Source organism: Streptomyces typhae (assembly GCF_009755605.1).
GTDB lineage: Bacteria > Actinomycetota > Actinomycetes > Streptomycetales > Streptomycetaceae > Streptomyces > Streptomyces typhae.
Genome location: NZ_WPNZ01000004.1, coordinates 294,423 through 310,524, shown reverse-complemented (window position 1 = coordinate 310,524; position 16,102 = coordinate 294,423). Strand labels below are relative to the sequence as shown.

Genomic DNA, 16,102 nt, shown 5'->3' with positions numbered 1-16,102 from the left:
CGACCGATGCCGGAACTGCCCGAGGTACAGGCGCTGCGGGACTTCCTCGACGGGGAGCTGACCGGGCACGAGATCGTGCGGGTCCTGCCGGTCGCGATCAGCGTCCTCAAGACGTACGACCCGCCGGTGACCGCGCTCGAAGGCAGGACGGTCACGGGCGTCGCCCGGTACGGCAAGTTCCTCGCCGTCGACACCGGCGGGCCCCAGCTCGTCACGCACCTCGCCCGCGCGGGCTGGCTGCGGTGGCAGGACCCGCTGCCTAGCGGCGTGCCCCGGCCCGGCAAGGGCCCCCTGGCGCTGCGCGTGGCCCTGGAGACCGGGGCGGGCTTCGACCTCACGGAGGCCGGCACGCAGAAGCGGCTCGCCGTGTACGTCACCGAGGACCCGGCGGCGCTCCCCGGCATCGCCCGCCTCGGCCCCGACCCGCTGGCGGCGGACTTCACGGAGGAGAGGTTCGCGGAGCTGCTGCGCGGGGAACGGCGCCGCATCAAGGGCGCGTTGCGCGACCAGGGCCTGATCGCGGGCATCGGCAACGCCTACAGCGACGAGATCCTGCACGCCGCCCGCATGTCGCCGTACAAGCTCGCGGGGAGCCTGACCGCGACGGAGACGCGGGAGTTGTACGCGGCGCTGCGCGCGACGCTCGAAGAGGCCGTCGAGCGGTCGCGGGGTGTCGCCGCGGCCCGGCTGAAGTCGGAGAAGAAGTCCGGCCTGCGGGTGCACGGGCGCACGGGGGAGCCCTGTCCGGTGTGCGGCGACACCGTCCGCGAGGTGTCCTTCGCCGACTCCTCGTTGCAGTACTGCCCGACGTGCCAGACCGGCGGCAAGCCCCTGGCCGACCGCCGGACGTCCCGCTTCCTCAAGTAGCGGTCGGCGTCCGGCTCCGGGCGGGGCAACCCCGGTCCCCTGTTCCGGGGTTGCCCCCACTCAGCGCGGCCGCAGCGTGAGCAGCCGCCCGCCTCCCGCGGCCCGTACCTCGAACCGCTCGATCCGTCCCGGGCGGAGCCCGGTGCCGCCGCCGGTCTCCATCTCCCGGCCCGGTCCCCGCCAGGTCGTCACGGCGTCCCGGGACCCGTCCGTGCCGACGGCGACCAGTTCGCAGACGCGCGCCGGGCCCTCGTCCCGCACCCGGAGCCCGACCTCCGTCCCCCACTCCCGCTCCCGTGCCGTGAGCACGGCCGCGACCCGGGTGCGGTCGTCGTGCGCGGCGGCCCGCAGCGGCTGCGGGCCGCCGCCCGCGTCCCGTACGGCCACGGCGGACCCGGCGGTGAGAGCCACGGCCGCGGCGACGGCGCCCAGCCCGCGACGGAGGCGCACGAGCCGCCGCTGCCGCCGGTCGTGCCCCGCCGTGTCGAGGAGCCGCCCGAGCAGCCGGGCGGTGGGCGGCGCGGCCGGGTCCAGGACGTGGGGCACGGACCTGCCGTGGGCCCGCAGGGCCCGCGCGGGCAGGTCCAGGTCGGCGACCCGTGCCCGGCAGGTCCCGCACTCCACGAGGTGGTCCTCGAAGCGGAAGGCGTCCGCCGCGTCGAGGACGCCGAGCGCGTAGGCGCCGGCGTCGCGATGCCGCTCCAGGGGCCGCATGGTGGTGGTCCTTGTCGGTGAGGGTGCTCCTTGCCCTCCCGTACGCAAGCGGCCGCGGAATCGTTCAAGGGGCCGTCGACCGCGGGCTCGTGGCCGCGGCGGTCGGCCCGCCCGGGGTCAGAACAGCTGGATGGCCAGGTGTCCGAGCGGCAGTCCGAGCTGCCACGCGGCCGTCCACACCTTCGGTACGTGGTCCTCGTCGTCGTCCCCGGCGTCCCCGTGCCCGGCGCCCGGGTCCGGCTCCCCGGAGACGGCGTCCAGGTCGGGGGCGAGCAGTTCCGTCTCCTCGAGCCAGCGCCAGGCGGCCTCGGCGAGCACGAGATCGGGTGCGGGGCCGCCCGCGGCCGCCGCGTCGGCGCCGCGGCCGTCCAGGCGCTCGCGCACCCACTCCTGCCACGGCTGGTCGTACGCCGTCAGCGAGAGCCAGGTCTCCAGCTGCGAGACGACGCGGACGCAGGACAGCTCCCCGTGCGTGTCCGACAGGAAGATGGTGAGCGCGAGGGCGTCGCGCCCGGCCCGGTACTCGAACGACGTGGGCGGCATCAGGTCGCCGGTGCGCAGCAACTCGTCCGCGATGTACTCGGCGTACAGCCATGCCATCGGGACCGTCAGCTCGTCCCCGTCGGGGCCCTGGGCGCCGTCCGTGCTCTCGTGCAGCATCACGCTCCGCCTTCCTGTGCTCCGTGTGTACGCGTCACCGGCTCATGGCCCCCCACCCCGGAACACGGATGAGGACAGCCGATTACCCAACAGGGGTGCCGAGCAAGGCGCTTTACCGAGCCTTGACCCTGCCTTCGGTTTCACCGCAGGTCGCGGCGGCTGTGTTCTTCGGCTCATCGAGTGAATGCCATGGGGCTATTTCAGTGAATTGCGGGTCATTGCTCCTTGACTCACCCTTGTATTCGTATGTGGATCGGTTTTGACGAAAATCTCCCCATACGGAAGTCCGGTCGATGACACAGCGCACCCGCCCCGCACGGCCCCTCCGCCGCACCGGACGCACCCGGCGCGCCGCCCGGGGCCTCGCCGCTCTCACGACCGTCCTTGTCAGCGTCACCGCGGGCTGCGCCGCCCCGAAGGACTCCGGGCGGGGGACGGGGACGACGCACGAGGCCGCCGCCCGGCACCCGGCGTCCGCACCGTCCGCGGCGGGCGGCGCGAACGACGCCCGCGCCTTCACGCTCGTGGCGTCCGGGGACGTGCTGCCGCACGCCTCGATCATCCGCCAGGCGAACGCCGACGCGGGCGGCGAGGGCTACGACTTCGCGCCCATGCTGGCGGGCGCCAGGTCCGTCGTGTCCGAGGCGGACCTGGCGATCTGTCACATGGAGACGGTGTACGGCCCGCCCGGCGACTACACGGGCTATCCGACCTTCAAGTCGCCCCCGCAGGTGGCCAGGGCGCTGCGCGCCACCGGCTACGACGCGTGCTCCACGGCCTCCAACCACACGCTCGACGACGGCGCGGACGGGATCCACCGCACCCTGGCCGCCCTGGACCGGGCGGGCGTCAAGCACGCGGGCTCCGGCCGGACCGCCACCGAGGGCCGCTCCCCGGCATGGCTGCGCGCGGGCGGCGCCAAGGTGGCCCAGCTCGCCTACACGTACGGCACCAACGACATCCCGCTGCCCAAGGGCAAGCCCTGGTCGGTGAACCTCATCGACAAGGACCGCGTTCTCGCCGACGCCCGCGCCGCCAGGAAGGCGGGCGCCGACGTGGTGGTCGTGTCCCTGCACTGGGGCACCGAGTGGCAGGACGCCCCGGACCGGCAGCAGCTCGGCCTCGGCAGGCAGCTCACCTCGGCGCGCACGGCGGGGCGGCCGGACGTCGACCTGATCATCGGCACCCACGCGCACGTCCCGCAGGCCTACGAGAAGGTCAACGGGACGTGGATCGTCTACGGCATGGGCGACCAGATCGCCGGGGACATGATCAACCACGCGGGCGCCGAGGATCCGCGCGGCAACCAGGGCACCGCGGGCCGCTTCACCTTCGCCGCCCCCGAGCGGCCCGGGGGCCGCTGGAAGGTGGCGAAGGCGGAGTTCGTGCCGTTCTGGTTCGACACGGACGCGGGCCGCGTCGTGAACCTCAACGCCGCCATCGACCGCGGCCGGGACGTCGGCGACCTGCGCGACCGCATCCGGCGCGTCGTCCTGAGCCGCGGCGCGGGCAAGGACGGCCTGGCGATGGGGCGGTGACCGCCCGCCACCGGGACGGACGCGGCCCGGCGGCTAGGAGCCGGACTGCTGCTGCCGCCGCTCCGCCTTGGCCATCTCCGACCTGCGGTAGGAGTACCCGAAGTACACGACGAGCCCGATCGCGAACCACACCGCGAACCGCACCCAGGTCTGCCACTCCAGGAACGTGATGAGCCAGATGGAGAACACCACCCCGAGCGCGGGCACCACCGGCATGCCGGGGCAGCGGAACGTGCGCGGCAGGTCGGGCTGCTTGTAGCGCAGCACGATCACGGCGACGCACACCACGACGAACGCGAGCAGGATGCCGATGTTGGTGAGCTCGGCCGCCTCGCCGATCGGCAGGAACCCGGCGATCGCGGCCGACGCGAACCCGACGATCCATGTCACGCGCGTCGGCACGTGCCGCGTCGGGTGCGTCTTCGCGAACCACTTCGGCAGCAGCCCGTCGCGGCTCATCGAGAACCACACGCGCGTGCAGCCCAGCATGAACGTGAACATCACCGTGAGGATGCCGATGATCGCGCCGACGGCGATGACGTCGGCGAGACCGCCGAGCCCCGCCGCCTTGAACGCCGAGGAGAAGCCGCTCTCCGGGTCGATGTCCTTGTAGTCCTGCATGCCCGTCAGGACCAGGCAGGCGAGCACGTACAGGACCATCGAGATGGCGAGCGAGTACATGATCGCCTTCGGCATGTGCCGCTGCGCGTCCTTGGACTCCTCGGCCGCGGTCGACATGGCGTCGTACCCGAACACGGCGAAGAACACGGTGGCCGCGCCCGTGAAGGCGCCGCTGACGCCGAACGGGAAGAACGGCTCGTAGTTGCCGGTCCTGACGTGGAAGAAGCCGACGCCGATGACGAGCAGGACGACGAGGACCTTGAGGATCACGACGATCATCTCGAAGCGCGCCGCGTTCTTGATGCCGAGGGTCAGCAGATAGGCGATGAACAGGCACAGGACCGCCGCGAACAGGTCCACCTTGTGGCCGTCGCCGGTGCCGGGCGCGCCCAGCATCCACGTCGGCAGCTGGGTGCCCATCTCGTTCAGGAGGAAGTTGAAGTACCCGGAGATGCCGATGGCGACCACCGCCACGATCGCGGTGTACTCCAGGAGCAGGTCCCAGCCGATGAACCAGCCCGCGATCTCGCCGAGCACCGCGTAGCCGTAGGTGTACGCCGAGCCCGCCTTCGGGATCAGACCGGCGAACTCCGCGTACGAGAACGCGGCGGCGGCGCTCGCCACGCCCGCGATCAGGAACGAGATGAGCACGGCGGGCCCGGCCTTCTCGTTCGCGACGGTGCCCGCGAGGGTGAAGATCCCGGCGCCGATGATGCCGCCCACGCCGATCGCGGTGAGCTGCCACAGGCCGAGCGTGCGGGTGAGCCGCGTGGACGCGTCACCCGCCTCGGCGTCCTCGATGCGGTCGATGGGCTTGCGGCGCAGGATTCCCTGCCCCGTCCGGGGAACGGCCATGAGCCTCACCTCTTCGCTGGCGGCGTTCGGCTGACGGCCGATCATGATGGCCCAGCGGTGCGCGGCACGGAAGACACCACGCAGCACGCGTGGGGGTGCGGGGGCGCGGGGAGTGAGGTTCGCCCGGTCGGCTCTACGGCACCACGGTGACCGGCCAGCGTCCCGCCTTCACCAGGCGTACCGCCACCGACCCGACGATGCGGTGCCCCGCCTGCTCCGACGCCCCGACCACCACCGCGTCCGCCTTGAGCTCGTCGGCGGCGGTGACCAGGCCGTTGTAGGGGTCGCCGCGGAAGGTGTGGAACTCCCAGCGCACGTCGAATATGCCCTTCACGCGCTCGGTCGCGTCGCGGATCTCGGCGATCAGGTTCTCCGCGATCTCCTCGGTGGTGTCCGCGATCGGCGCGCCGAGCGCGGCGCCCGCGGCCACGACCGGCTGGACGTAGACGACGGCCAGCAGCGCGTGCTGGCGCCTGGCCAGGCCACCGGCATATGCCGCGGCCCGCAGCGACGAGTCCGATCCGTCGACCCCGGCGACGATCACTTTCGGCCCGTCCGTGCCGCGCTCGAACTGATGGGCCTGTTCAGGGGCGTTTTCGGTCACCCCCCGAGGCTAGCCCAGCCCCCGGCACCCCCCTCCTCCGGGGGTGCGCCCCGTCAGGGGCGCGGGGAACTGCGCGCTCAGCCCAGGAAAAGCCGCAGACGCGTCTGCCGAGTCATGAGCAGACGCGTCTGCGGCTTCTTCGTGGCCGGCCGCGCAGTTCCCCGCGCCCCTGACGGGGCGCCCCCCCCACGCCGACGGGCAGGGTCGGCCGGGGGTTCCTAGAGTCGGAGGCATGAGTGCCTCCGTGGACGAGCCGAGCCGGGACGCCGACGCCCCGCGCCGGCGGGAAACCGCACCGGACGGCCACCGGCACGCACTCGCCAGGACCCCGGAGGGCTTCGCCGGCTTCTTCGGGGCCCTCGGCCTGCTCTGCGCGGCCATCGCGGTGATCGCCCCGCTGCGCCACCTGCTGCGCCCGGTGACACGCTTCCTCGACCTGATCACCGTGCCGGTCAGCGCGAACCTCGCGTACGCCGTGTTCCTCTTCCTGCTGGCGGCGGCCATCGCGGCCCGCAAGAAGGTCGCCTGGTGGCTCGTCGTCGGCTATCTGGGCCTCCTGATCGCCTTCGACGTGCTCGGGATCGCGCTCGGCCACTGGGCCGATTCGGTCCCGTCCCTCGTCGTGTGCGGCGGCGCGCTGGTGCTGCTCGTCCTGGCCCGCGGCGAGTTCGACGCGGACTCGCGGCGCGGGGCGTGGTGGCGGGCGGTGGCCGTGCTCGCGGCGGGCCTCGGCCTCGCGATCCTCGTCGGCTGGGGGCTCGTCGAGCTCTTCCCCGGCACGCTGGTGCGGGGTGAGCGCCTGCTGTGGGCGGCGAACCGGGTCTGCGGCGGGCTCATCCACGGCCACGAGTACTTCGACGGCACCCCGCCGCGCCCCCTGTTCTTCTTCCTCGGCCTGTTCGGCGCCCTCGCGCTGCTCAACGCCGCCGCGACGCTGTTCCGCTCCCAGCGCATGGAAGCGGCCCTGCACGGCGACGAGGAACCGCGCATCCGGGCCCTCCTCGGCCGGTACGGCGACCAGGACTCCCTCGGCTACTTCGCCACCCGGCGGGACAAGGCCGTCGTCTTCTCGCCCAGCGGCAAGGCCGCGGTGACCTACCGGGTCGAGGCGGGCGTCTGCCTGGCCAGCGGCGACCCGGTCGGCGACCGCGAGGCCTGGCCGCACGCGATCGCCGCCTGGCTGGACGTCGCCCGCCGCTACGCCTGGGCCCCCGCCGTGATGGGCGCGTCGGAGGAGGGCGCGAAGGCCTTCGCCCGCGCCGGTCTCGGCGCCCTCCAGCTCGGCGACGAGGCGATCCTGCACGTGCCCGGCTTCGACCTGGACGGCCGCGACATGCGCGTCACGCGACAGGCCGTGAACCGGGTCCGGCGCACCGGCGCCACCGCCCGGGTGCGCCGCCACGCCACCCTCACCGACGAGGAGATGGAGGAGATCGTCGACAAGGCCGACGCCTGGCGGGACACCGAGACCGAACGCGGCTTCTCCATGGCCCTGGACCGGCTCGGCGACCCCGAGGACGGCGAGTGCCTGCTCGTCGAGGCCCTCGACGCCGACGGCGGACTGCTCGCGCTGCTCTCCCTGGTGCCCTGGGGCGGGGACGGCATCTCCCTGGACCTGATGCGCCGCGACCGCGGCGCGCCCAACGGCGTCATGGAGTTCATGGTCGCCGAACTGTGCGCCGCGGCCCCCGGGTTCGGTGTGCGGCGGATCTCGCTGAACTTCGCCGTGTTCCGCTCGGTGTTCGAGGAGGGCGCCCGGATCGGCGCGGGCCCGGTCCTGCGGCTCTGGCGCCGGATGCTGCTCTTCTTCTCCAAGTGGTGGCAGCTGGAGGCGCTGTACCGCTCCAACGCGAAGTACCACCCCGAGTGGTACCCGCGCTTCCTCTGCTACGGCGACACCGGCGCCCTGGCCCGCATCGGCCTCGCGTCCGGCATCGCCGAGGGCTTCGTCTCCGTGCCGTCGCTGCGCAAGCTGTGGGGCAAGGGCCACAAGCCCCGCGGCGTCACCAAGCCCACCAGCACCGAGGGCCTGCCCCCGATCGCGGCACTCGGCCTCGGCGGCACCGCCGACGCGGCCCGCGACCCCGTCGACGCCCTGCCCGAACAGGTCCGCGTCCGGCACCGCAAACTCGACCGGCTGCGCGCGCACGGCATCGACCCCTACCCGGCCGCCGCCCGCGCCCGCACCCACGAACTGGCCCTGGTACGACAAGAGATGACGGGGCGGCAGGTCACCGTCGCGGGCCGTGTCATGCTCGTACGCGACTTCGGCGGCATCGTCTTCGTGGGCCTCCGCGACTGGTCGGGCGACCTCCAGCTCGCCTTCTGCCGGGACCGTTCAGGACGGGACGTCCTCGACTCCTTCACCGCTGACACCGACATCGGCGACCACCTCACCGCCACCGGCGAGGTCGGCCGCAGCGACACCGGCGAACTCACCGTCTTCGCGACCTCCTGGCAGCTCACCGGCAAGTGCCTGCGCCCGCTTCCCGACAAGCACCGCGGCCTGACCGACCCCGAGGCGAAGGTGCGCCGCCGCTATCTGGACCTGGTGGCGAGCCCCGCGGCGCGCACCGCCGTACGCGACCGCTCCACCGCGGTGCAGGCACTGCGGCAGGGCCTGCTCGACCGCGGCTACCTGGAGGTCGAGACGCCGATGCTCCAGCAGATCCACGGCGGCGCCAACGCCCGCCCCTTCACCACCCACATCAACGCCTACGACCTCGACCTGTACCTGCGTATCGCCCCCGAGCTGTATCTGAAGCGGCTGTGCGTCGGCGGCATGGAGAAGGTCTTCGAACTCGGCCGCACCTTCCGCAACGAAGGCGTCTCCTACAAGCACAACCCCGAGTTCACGATGCTGGAGGCCTACCAGGCCTTCGCCGACTACGACGTGATGCTCGACCTCACGCGCGAGCTGATCCAGGGCGCGGCGATCGCGGCCTTCGGCTCCGCGACGGCCCGCAAGGGCGATGCCGAAGGGCAGGTCACCGAGTACGACATCTCCGGCGCCTGGCCGGTCAGAACCGTGTACGGGGCGATCTCCGACGCCCTCGGCGAGGAGGTCGACGCCGACACCCCGCTGCCCGCCCTGCGCCGCCTGTGCGACCGCGCGCAGGTCCCGTACACGGCCGACGACGGCCGCGGCGACGTCGTCCTGGAGATGTACGAACGCCTCGTCGAGGAGCGGACGACGCTGCCCACCTTCTACAAGGACTTCCCGACCGAGGTCTCCCCGCTCACCCGGCAGCACCGCGCCGACCCGCGCCTGGCCGAACGCTGGGACCTGGTCGCCTTCGGCACCGAACTGGGCACCGCCTACTCCGAGTTGACCGACCCCGTCGAGCAGCGCCGACGGCTCACCGCGCAGTCGCTGCTCGCCGCCGGGGGCGACCCGGAGGCCATGGAGCTCGACGAGGACTTCCTGGACGCCCTGGAGTACGCGATGCCGCCCACCGGCGGGCTCGGCATCGGTGTCGACCGGCTCGTCATGTTCCTCACCGGCCGGACGATCCGCGAGACGCTGCCCTTCCCGCTGGTCCGCCGCCGCTGACGCACCCCTGCCCGCCGCCCCGGCCCGGCCGCTGGTCCCATCGGGTGCATTCGACTGCCGCGCCGGTGTCGCGGAGACGCCGTGGCCCACTGCCGTGCCACGGATTATTCATGAAAAACGATCAGATGCCTCCGGGGCGCCGGACCCTGCTCGGCTGGGCCGCCGTGCTCGGGGTGGCCACCACGGCCCGGTTCCTGACCGCGGACACCGCGGAGTCCCCCAAAAGGGCCGCCCCCGAGCCCGGTGCCCGGCCCGCCGGCCGGTCCGGGGCGGCGGCGGAATCCGGCGCCGGGTCCGCCGCCGGGCCGCAGGCGGGCCGCGCCCCGAAGGCCCCCGGGCGCGCCTCCTACCGGCTCCAGCCCATGGCGGGGTACGCCCCCCAGCGCGGCGCCCCGGCCCGGCCGCAGGTGCGCAAGGCGCCGATCCTGCGCATCCCGGGCCTCGTCCGCTCCATGGTCCTGAGCTTCGACGACGGGCCCGACCCGCGGTACACCAGGGACATCCTGCGGACCCTGCGGAGCCACGACGCCCGCGCGATGTTCTTCGTGTGCGGCGAGATGGCGGCGGCCCACCCCGACCTGCTGCGCGAGATGGCCGACGACGGGCACGTGATCGGCAACCACACCTGGAGCCATCCGCTGCTGCCCCGCCTCTCCCGCGCCGGGATCCGCCGCCAGATGGAACGCACCTGCGAGGTCGTCGACGCCGTCGTGGGCACACCGCCGGTGTGGTTCCGGGCCCCGTACGGCGCCTGGAACCGCGCGGCCTTCGAGGTCGGCGCCGACCTCGGCATGGAGCCCCTCGCCTGGACCGTCGACACCCTGGACTGGCGCACGCCCGGCACCCGGTTCATCGTGCGGCGGGTCCTCAGGGGCGCCGGGCCCGGTGTCGTGGTGCTCTCCCACGACGCGGGCGGCGACCGCTCGCAGAGCGTACGGGCGCTGCGCCGCTATCTGCCCGCACTCCTCGACGAGGGGTACCGGTTCACGGTGCCGAGCCGGTACCGGGTGTAGCGCCGGGGTGAAAGGTGTGCGGCGCACGGCGATCGGACCCGCCGTGCGCCGCACCCCCCCCGCCAGGAGGATCAGCGCACGTCCACGAGACGGGCGAACACCACCACGTTCCCGTCATAGCCGTTCTGCTCGGAGTAGCCGCCGCCGCAGGTGATCACTCGCAGCTCCGGGGTGCCGCCGTTGCGGTACACGCGGTCGCCGGGGAACTTGTTCTTCGCGAACACCTCGATGCCGTAGATCTCGAAGACCGCGGTGCGCCGGTCCTTGCGCTCGACCTCGATGCGCTGCTTCTTCTTGAGCGAGCCGAGACCGTAGAAGACGGCGGGCCCCTGCTGGTTGTCCACATGTCCGACGACGACCGACGTGCCGCGCTCACCGGGAGACACCGCACCCGTGAACCAGCCCGCGAGGTGGGAGTCGTCCGGCGGCGGCGCGTCCACCCAGCCCTCGGAGTCCAGGCCGACCGCGATCACGGGGGCGTCCACCTGGATCGGCTTGATGCGGATGCGGTCGACGGGCGAGAACGTCAGCGGCGCGGGCGCGCCCTTCTTGGTGGGAGCGCGGTCCGCCGCGGCGGCCGACGCGGGCTGCGGCGGACCGACGTCGAACTCCCCGGAGCCATTGCGGATCAGCGCGAGCCCGGTCAGCAGCACCAGCGCCATGACGCCCCACGGCGCGCGTCTGCGCTGCCTGTCCTCCTCTTCGAACTCCTCCGACGGCTGGGACGAAGACATTCCCTATCCCCTCTCGACGCGACAGTTGCGGCCACGTCCGTTGCGCGTACGAAAAACGCTATGCGCAGCGCGCCCGGCGTGCGAAAGGGCGGGAGCGAACGGGTGGCCCGCACCGGTGGCCTGCGCCATCCGAGTCGGCGCCCGCAGGAAATTTCTGACGGTCCGTGACCTGCGGCAATATCGACGCGCGCGGACGCCTTCCGGCGTGTCTCCTCACCAGGACGGCCGAGCGTCGACATGCGGCCCCACGCGGCGCGTCCGAGGGTCTGACTGGGAGGCGTTCTCGCCGATCGACCGGGGAAATGGTGTCCCCGGGACGCTTTCCGCGGAGGAAGAGACCCATGCGCAACTCTCGTGCACTCGCGGCCGTCGTGGCCGCCGGCGCCCTGGTCGGGTTCGGCGCGCCGTCGGCCGCGGCCTGGGCGGAACCCAGCAACATCGTCGCGATGCCCAGCGTCATCGCCCGGGGCGGTCATCTGACGGTCACCGTCGACGGCAGCTCCTGCCACGCCGCGGGCAGCTACGTCGAGTCACCGGCGTTCCCGCGCACGCACCTCAAGCCCATCACGGGCGGCTCCACCGCGAGTGCGACCGTCAAGATCAACCACAATGCGCACCCGGGCGCGTACGACATCACGGCCAACTGCGGTGGCAAGCCGCTGACGAGGCCGCACGCCTTCACCGTCATTCACGGCGGAGTGCGCGGCGGCGTCGGCGGCGGCACCACGTCGGGTGCCACCCGGACCGACATGGCGATCGGCGGGGCCCTGGTGACCGTCGCGGTCGTCGGCGGCGGGGTGTTCTGGATGCGCCGCCGGTCCGAGAGCAAGGCCTGACGGCGCCGCGACCTCCCGGCCCCGCGCGACCCCTTCCGCGCCGGGCCGGGACGGCGTGCGTTCCGCGCCGGGCCGGACGGCGTACGCACGGGTGGGGCGGCGGCGCGCACGGGCCTCGGCTTCGCCGGGCGCACGGGAGTCGGCTTCGCCGGGCGCGGGGGCCTCGGCTTCGCCGGGTCAGGAGCCGTGCTGCCCCGTCCGGCGGCGCACCCAGTAGTACGCCGTGCCGATGACGCCCGCGACGAGGGCACCGCCGACCGCGAGCTGCTGCGCGTCGGAGCCGTCGGAGCTGCCGCCGACACCGGCCTTGACGCCCCGGCTGTGGTGCGGGGTCGGCTGGTGGGTGGGGTTGTGGCTGGAGCCGCCGCCGACGATGGTCAGGTCGGTCGTGCCGGACTCCTGGCCGCAGGTGAACGTGACCTCGTACATGGCGCCGGGCTTGGCGTCCCAGAACACCTTCGCGGTGGCTGACGCCTGGCCCTTGGGGATGGTGACGTCGTCGAAGATGCCGGACGTCACCTTGGTGTTGTGGCGGCAGCCGTCGACGCCGAGCGTGACCTGGCCGCCCGCGGCGATCGTGGCGGGGGTGACGCGGAAGCCGAACGAGGTGATGTTCTCCTCGTCGGCGGGGGCCGCCGACGCGGGGGGCGCGGTCAGGGCCAGGGCGGTGGCGGTGAGCAGAGCGGCCGAGGCGACGCGTATCGCGTGCATGATCAATCCTCCGGGTCCCCGAGGAGCAGCCGCGGACCTTCTTCCGCTTGTGCCTGTGGTGCACCTCGATGTCCCGAACGCTAGGCAGGGCCGGGGCGGGCCGCGATCGGTGTCGTGCGAACGGGGCACGCGTGTGGGCCGGACAGGCGAATCTCCCGGCGTGGCGCACCGCCCGAGGCGCGAAGGTGTGGCAGCGGGGTGCGTCCGCGACGGGTGGACCGGCGCGGATCACACGCCGTGTGTTCCCCGTGCACCTACTCGCGCCCCGCACACACTCCCCGCGCGGGCGGGGCAGGGGGTTTGATGGCGCATATGCCGCACGGATGGGGTCCGTAAGGGCCGCGGGGGAACACGGGGGACAGCGGGGGCGTCCGGCGGCAGGGCCACCGGTACTTCCCCCGCGCCGGTGGCCCCCTTCCGACGGGACCTGGTCGCCGATCCTGGGGAACGACGAAACCTGGTCGCCGATCCCCGGGAACGCCGGGACCTAGTCGCCGATCCCCGGGAACAGCGACTCGAACGGTTCGGCCGTCGCCGCGATGCCCCGGCTGTAGGGGGCGTCGAAGTCCCAGATGAGGAAGAGCAGGAACGCGATCAGGGCGGAGAAGAGGGCCGCCAGGATCAGTTCGCGGGCGGTGCGGCGGATCTGGAGGGGGAAGATCAGACCCACCGTGACGAGACCGCCGGTGATCAGGCCGAACCACACCACCCCCGGCATGGTGGCCTCCACGCTGTCGCCGCGGTTGCCGCGGGCCTCGTCGACGAGGGTGATCTGGTCGAGCAGCGGCTGGTAGGCCTGTGCCTGGAAGTCGTTCGCCGGTTCGTGGTCGGTGACGTCGTTGCGCAGCTTCGCGAGCAGTTCGTCGCCGCGGTCCGTCATCACCTCCCGGTCCACCATGGCGTCCCACTCGGTGTTCACGACATGGCCGACATACGCCCTTACGTCGTCGCGGATCCGGTCGCGGGCCTCCGCCGGGTACACCCGGACCCGCTCGTGGACCTCGTGCAGGGCCTGGGCCTCGGCACGCACATGATCCTGGGCCGCGCTGCGGGCCTCCCAGACACCGGCGATGGCGAGTCCGAGGACGATGGCGTAGACCACGCCGATCATCATCGTCATGTACTCCATGACGTCCGGAGTTTCCGAAGCGTCCACATCCGGGGCGGTTCGTCGGCGCTGGAGCACCACGACGACGAGGACGATGCCGCACACGGCGAGCATCGCGAGGGTGAGAACAAGCCATTCCGACATGCGGTCCTCCGGCGGTCAGCGCGGTCGCAGCGCGGCGACGGCGAGCACCGCGGGCGCGGTGATGAGCAGGGTCAGGGTCACGAGCGAGGCGCGGTTGCGGGGCGGCTGCCGGTGCGGGGACGGGCGGTACGCGGGATAGGCCACGGGCGTGGGGCGCGGGGTGGCCCGCGGCGGTGCCGGCTCGGGCTCGGGCGGTGGCGGGGGCAAAGGTGTGACGGGGGCGGGCGGTGGCGGAGGCGGAGGTGTGACACGCGGTGGCGGTGGTGCGGGAGCGGCCTGGGGTGGTGGCGGCGCGGAGGTGCGCGGAGGGGTGGGCTCGGGGGGCGGCGTCGGTCTCGGGGGTGGTGTGGGCTTGGGCGGGGGAGTGGGGTCGGGCGGGTCGGGAGGTTCGGGGGGCGTGGGTCTGGGCGGTTTCGGTGGTGTGGGTTCGGGTGGCTGCGGAGCCGTGGGCTTGGGGGGTTTGGGCGTCGGCTTCGGCGGGGGCGTCGGGGACGGCGTGCACCGCACACCGCTGCCGGCGGCGGCCGTGGCGGTTCCGCCCGACGCGTACGCGCAGGCGTCGGCGGGCGCGGCCGCGGCACCCGTCGGCGCGCCGAGGAGCCAGGCCAGGGTGAGAAGCGCGAGGGCACGGGTGACGGGGGCCCTACGGCCCCGGGATGATCCGGGCACGAGCAGATCATGAGGCGTGCGCCGCACGCGCGGGCGCGAGGAGGTGCACGATCGCTCGAAGGTGGGAGCGGTGTGAACGTATGTTCGTCATTCCGGAGAACGTGCGCTCCCGCTCCCACACCCGTACGCCGCGGGAATTTTTTCGCGGGAGTGTTGAACGCTGCGCCAGTTCCTCGCCGTACCTAGGGCCATGCGTGACGCAGCAGGCGTCACCGTGACGCACGTGGCGTCACCGGAGCCGAGCGACAGCAGGAGTGAGAGATGCGGCATGTATCAGGGGGTTCTCCCGGGGCCCGGCGGAGCGCCTTGCTCGTAGCGGCGGCTGCGGCCCTGCTGACGCTGACGACGGCGTGCGGTCAGGAGAAGGGCGAGCAGTCCCCGAAGGGGCAGAACGTCGGCGCCGAGGCCCCGGTCGAGGGCGGGGCGGGCGACGGCTACGGCTCGGGGGACGGCGAAGGCGACGGATACGGCTCGGGCTCGGGGAGCGCCGAGGGCGCGGGCAAGGCGAAGTCCGCCGGGCAGCTCGCCGTGCGGGACAGCAAGAAGCTCGGCAAGGTCGTCACCGACAGCGCCGGGTTCACGCTCTACCGCTTCGACAAGGACACCGCCCAGCCGCCCAAGTCCACCTGCGCCGACGCCTGCGAGGCCGCCTGGCCCGTCGTCCCGGCCAAGGGCGCGAAGGCCGCCCCGGGCGTCGACGAGTCGCTGCTCGGCGAGGTCGCCCGCGCCGACGGCAGCAAGCAGCTGACGATCGACGGCTGGCCGATGTACCGCTTCGCCAAGGACACCGAGCCCGGTGACGCCAAGGGGCAGGGCGTGGGCGGCACCTGGTACGCGGCGGCACCCGACGGCAAGAAGGCGGCTCCCGGCACCGCGGGCGACGCGGACGGGGACGCGGACGCGGGCGGCGACGCGGACGCGGGCGCGGACGGCGGCGCCGCGAAGCCCGCCGACCGGGCCGGGCTCTCCACCCGCAACGACCCGGAGCTGGGCGAGATCGTCGTGGACGGGAACGGCATGACGGTCTACCGCTTCACCAAGGACTCGGCCTGGCCCATGAAGTCGGCGTGCACCGGCGCCTGCCTGAAGAAGTGGCCGGTCGTCGAGCCGGTCGACAAGAACGACACCCCGGGCATCCTGAAGAAGGGCTTCGTCACCTTCGACCGCCCCGACGGCCAAAAGCAGCAGACGATCGACTGCTGGCCGCTGTACACGTTCGCGGGTGACAAGAAGCCCGGCGACACCAACGGCCAGGGTGTCGGCGGCACCTGGTACGCCGCGGCCCCGGACGGCAAGGCCGTGGGCGCCACCAAGTAGCCCGCCGGAACCCTGGGGGGCGCCGCCCTCGCCCCGCCGCGCCCCTGCCCTTCGTCGACCGGTCCGTTCCTTCCGCACCAAAGGGAGGGAATGGGCCGGTTCTTCGGTCTGTGTACGGCACTTGCCAACGGCAGTGACCGAGAACGGACGGCCAATTT

Annotated in this window: 13 protein-coding genes and 1 pseudogene; 6 read left to right on the top strand and 8 right to left on the bottom strand. The window is 73.1% G+C overall.

The genetic code is table 11. The annotated features are described in order from the left end of the window. Positions 1–6 precede the first annotated feature (6 nt). A complete protein-coding gene (locus GPA10_RS09780) occupies positions 7–867 on the top strand; it encodes an Fpg/Nei family DNA glycosylase (protein WP_058852175.1) in 861 nt (286 codons plus the stop codon). Between the two features lie 60 nt (positions 868–927). Here GPA10_RS09780 and GPA10_RS09775 read toward each other — a convergent pair whose 3' ends face one another. Next, a complete protein-coding gene (locus GPA10_RS09775; RefSeq protein WP_157165118.1) occupies positions 928–1,581 on the bottom strand; it encodes a zf-HC2 domain-containing protein in 654 nt (217 codons plus the stop codon). Between the two features lie 117 nt (positions 1,582–1,698). Then, the gene (locus GPA10_RS09770; protein WP_157165117.1) at positions 1,699–2,241 is read right to left on the bottom strand and encodes a hypothetical protein; all 543 of its coding nucleotides are present in this window, start codon (positions 2,239–2,241) and stop codon (positions 1,699–1,701) included. A gap of 293 nt (positions 2,242–2,534) precedes the next feature. Between GPA10_RS09770 and GPA10_RS09765 the strand changes: the two are divergent. Beyond that, positions 2,535–3,443: pseudogene (locus GPA10_RS09765) on the top strand (CapA family protein); the annotation flags it as partial. 369 nt (positions 3,444–3,812) lie between these two features. On the opposite strand, the gene GPA10_RS09760 reads toward GPA10_RS09765, so the two are convergent. Together GPA10_RS09760 and GPA10_RS09755 are read right to left on the bottom strand one after the other, a co-directional pair. Continuing rightward, a complete protein-coding gene (locus GPA10_RS09760) occupies positions 3,813–5,255 on the bottom strand; it encodes an amino acid permease (RefSeq protein WP_157165115.1) in 1,443 nt (480 codons plus the stop codon). Between the two features lie 133 nt (positions 5,256–5,388). After that, positions 5,389–5,859, bottom strand: coding sequence for a universal stress protein (locus tag GPA10_RS09755; protein ID WP_058852171.1), 471 nt, complete (start codon positions 5,857–5,859; stop codon positions 5,389–5,391). Positions 5,860–6,091: 232 nt separating this feature from the next. Between GPA10_RS09755 and lysX the strand changes: the two genes are divergently transcribed. Both lysX and GPA10_RS09745 read left to right on the top strand, forming a co-directional pair. Then, positions 6,092–9,412, top strand: coding sequence for a bifunctional lysylphosphatidylglycerol synthetase/lysine--tRNA ligase LysX (gene lysX, locus GPA10_RS09750; RefSeq protein WP_157165114.1), 3,321 nt, complete (start codon positions 6,092–6,094; stop codon positions 9,410–9,412). Between the two features lie 110 nt (positions 9,413–9,522). Next, positions 9,523–10,425, top strand: a complete 903-nt coding sequence (locus GPA10_RS09745) for a polysaccharide deacetylase family protein (RefSeq protein WP_157165113.1) — start codon at positions 9,523–9,525, stop codon at positions 10,423–10,425. A 71-nt stretch (positions 10,426–10,496) separates the two neighbouring features. Here GPA10_RS09745 and GPA10_RS09740 read toward each other — a convergent pair whose 3' ends face one another. After that, the gene (locus GPA10_RS09740; RefSeq protein ID WP_157165112.1) at positions 10,497–11,159 is read right to left on the bottom strand and encodes a class F sortase; all 663 of its coding nucleotides are present in this window, start codon (positions 11,157–11,159) and stop codon (positions 10,497–10,499) included. A 341-nt stretch (positions 11,160–11,500) separates the two neighbouring features. Here GPA10_RS09740 and GPA10_RS09735 point away from each other — a divergent pair, with 341 nt between their 5' ends. Next, a complete protein-coding gene (locus GPA10_RS09735) occupies positions 11,501–11,995 on the top strand; it encodes a hypothetical protein (RefSeq protein ID WP_058852168.1) in 495 nt (164 codons plus the stop codon). 177 nt (positions 11,996–12,172) lie between these two features. Here the strand turns inward: GPA10_RS09735 and GPA10_RS09730 are convergent, their stop codons facing one another. The 3 genes from GPA10_RS09730 to GPA10_RS41650 form a co-directional block, all read right to left on the bottom strand. Beyond that, the gene (locus tag GPA10_RS09730; protein ID WP_157165111.1) at positions 12,173–12,706 is read right to left on the bottom strand and encodes a hypothetical protein; all 534 of its coding nucleotides are present in this window, start codon (positions 12,704–12,706) and stop codon (positions 12,173–12,175) included. Positions 12,707–13,193: 487 nt separating this feature from the next. Further along, positions 13,194–13,958 carry a bestrophin-like domain gene (locus GPA10_RS09725; RefSeq protein WP_058852167.1) on the bottom strand — a complete coding sequence of 255 codons (765 nt, stop codon included), beginning with the start codon at positions 13,956–13,958 and terminating at the stop codon, positions 13,194–13,196. 15 nt (positions 13,959–13,973) lie between these two features. Further along, positions 13,974–14,165 carry a hypothetical protein gene (locus GPA10_RS41650; protein ID WP_198351552.1) on the bottom strand — a complete coding sequence of 64 codons (192 nt, stop codon included), beginning with the start codon at positions 14,163–14,165 and terminating at the stop codon, positions 13,974–13,976. Between the two features lie 723 nt (positions 14,166–14,888). On the opposite strand from GPA10_RS41650, the gene GPA10_RS09715 reads away from it, so the two are divergent. Next, entirely contained in the window at positions 14,889–15,944 is a 1,056-nt protein-coding gene (locus GPA10_RS09715) for an SCO0930 family lipoprotein (protein ID WP_157165110.1), read from the top strand. Positions 15,945–16,102 lie beyond the last annotated feature (158 nt).

Excerpts from the sequence above, each read along its gene's own strand:
- GPA10_RS09780 (WP_058852175.1), top strand. The coding sequence starts at position 7 with ATGCCGGAACTGCCCGAGGTACAGGCGCTGCGGGACTTCCTCGACGGG.
- GPA10_RS09775 (WP_157165118.1), bottom strand. The coding sequence starts at position 1,581 with ATGCGGCCCCTGGAGCGGCATCGCGACGCCGGCGCCTACGCGCTCGGC.
- GPA10_RS09770 (WP_157165117.1), bottom strand. The coding sequence starts at position 2,241 with ATGCTGCACGAGAGCACGGACGGCGCCCAGGGCCCCGACGGGGACGAG.
- GPA10_RS09760 (WP_157165115.1), bottom strand. The coding sequence starts at position 5,255 with ATGGCCGTTCCCCGGACGGGGCAGGGAATCCTGCGCCGCAAGCCCATC.
- lysX (WP_157165114.1), top strand. The coding sequence starts at position 6,092 with ATGAGTGCCTCCGTGGACGAGCCGAGCCGGGACGCCGACGCCCCGCGC.
- GPA10_RS09745 (WP_157165113.1), top strand. The coding sequence starts at position 9,523 with ATGAAAAACGATCAGATGCCTCCGGGGCGCCGGACCCTGCTCGGCTGG.
- GPA10_RS09740 (WP_157165112.1), bottom strand. The coding sequence starts at position 11,159 with ATGTCTTCGTCCCAGCCGTCGGAGGAGTTCGAAGAGGAGGACAGGCAG.
- GPA10_RS09735 (WP_058852168.1), top strand. The coding sequence starts at position 11,501 with ATGCGCAACTCTCGTGCACTCGCGGCCGTCGTGGCCGCCGGCGCCCTG.
- GPA10_RS09730 (WP_157165111.1), bottom strand. The coding sequence starts at position 12,706 with ATGCACGCGATACGCGTCGCCTCGGCCGCTCTGCTCACCGCCACCGCC.
- GPA10_RS09725 (WP_058852167.1), bottom strand. The coding sequence starts at position 13,958 with ATGTCGGAATGGCTTGTTCTCACCCTCGCGATGCTCGCCGTGTGCGGC.
- GPA10_RS09715 (WP_157165110.1), top strand. The coding sequence starts at position 14,889 with ATGCGGCATGTATCAGGGGGTTCTCCCGGGGCCCGGCGGAGCGCCTTG.